General features: G+C 52.0%; 2 protein-coding genes. Both read left to right on the top strand.

The features are described from left to right. On the top strand, positions 1 to 1,056 hold a 1,056-nt coding region (locus tag BQ7483_RS00115; RefSeq protein ID WP_235847275.1), incomplete at its 5' end, for a helicase-related protein. Between the two features lie 2 nt (positions 1,057 to 1,058). Further along, positions 1,059 to 1,277 carry a hypothetical protein gene (locus BQ7483_RS00110; protein ID WP_235847274.1) on the top strand — a complete coding sequence of 73 codons (219 nt, stop codon included), beginning with the start codon at positions 1,059 to 1,061 and terminating at the stop codon, positions 1,275 to 1,277. Positions 1,278 to 1,430 lie beyond the last annotated feature (153 nt).

Below are 1,430 nucleotides of genomic sequence, written 5' to 3'. Positions count from 1 at the left end.
ATGATATGCTGGAGCCCGCAGGTCTACCACGAAAACAGGGACCACGAGATAGAGGAAGAGAACAACCCGGATTACGGAACACCGTTCCCCGCCTTCAGGGGGCATGTCCTTTTCCGTGCCTGCCACTGTCCGGGGAAAGCCACTGTATTCGGCATCGAGAAACAGAACCAGGACGTGTACAACAAGGACGAACTCTCCGAACTTATCGGCAAGACGGTCATCACCCGTAAATTCAGGGACTTCGCAGGAGAGAAATACCGGATACGGACACATACCGTCCGTCCCTCGGAAGGAGAACACGAGGTATACCGTGTCATCATCGAGGAATTCTGCCGCATCTGTGAGCTGTACTACAACAGCACGGGAGACACGAAAAAGGATGCAGGACTGAGACTCATGAGGCAGATCAAGCTGCTTATCAAAGCCTGTTCGGTACCTCACCTGATAGAGGGATACTACGGTGACAGTTATCCTTCCAAGACCCGCTATATTGAAAGGCTCATAAGGACAATACCGGGTAAGGTTGCCATCGGATGTACCACATTGGCGGCCTTCGACCTCTACGAGAGCTATATCCGGGAACATTTTCCCGACAGACCTGTATTTGTGGTCAAGGGAGATGTAGCCTTCAAGAAACGGCAGAGCATCGTGACCGAATTCGACTCCACCATCAACGGCATCCTGATATGCACACAGCAGAGCCTGAGCAGCTCCGTGAACATACCTACCTGCAACGACGTGATACTGGAATCCCTGCAGTGGAACATCCCCCGTATGGAACAGTTCTACTTCCGTTTCATCCGTCTCGATTCCAAAGAAATGAAGGATGTCCACTACGTCACCTACGAAGATTCGGTCGAACAGAACCTGATGGCACTGGTACTGACCAAGGAGCGTCTGAACGAATTCATCAAGACCGGTGAGGTCAAAGAACAGTCAGAAATCTTCGAGGAGTTCGACATCACAATGTCTGTCATCGACAGCCTGCTCATCCGCACGCAGGACAGTGAAGGCAAAATACACATCAGCTGGGGAAGCCAGCGCATAACAGAATAAATATGAACCGTATGAAGAAGACCGGGAGTTCCATTCCCACCGACAAAGGTAAGCCGCGTCCCCATCGGCTGAGCAAGGTCAGGCCGCAGGCGGTTTTCAGGAAAATCATCCTCGCGGAGCTGCGGTATTTTCCCGAAAAACCCTGCACAGCCGGGACACGGCACCTTGTCGAGGTCGGTGGAATGGAATCCCCGGCATCCACATACATAAAAGACAAGTAATATGGATCTGAACAATGCAGAGATTGCCGTGACCACACAGCATCTCATTGACATAAAGGATTACAGGGACTACTGGCTGCACCTGTCCGACTACAGCGACATGGGCGAGTTCCTGAGTGCCTGTTCCGACCTGTTTCCCGGGGAAAAGGAACC

Origin of the sequence: Mediterranea massiliensis (genome assembly GCF_900128475.1) — a bacterium.
In the GTDB taxonomy this organism is placed as follows: Bacteria; Bacteroidota; Bacteroidia; order Bacteroidales; family Bacteroidaceae; genus Bacteroides; species Bacteroides massiliensis_E.
This window is presented reverse-complemented; position numbering and strand designations above follow the sequence as displayed.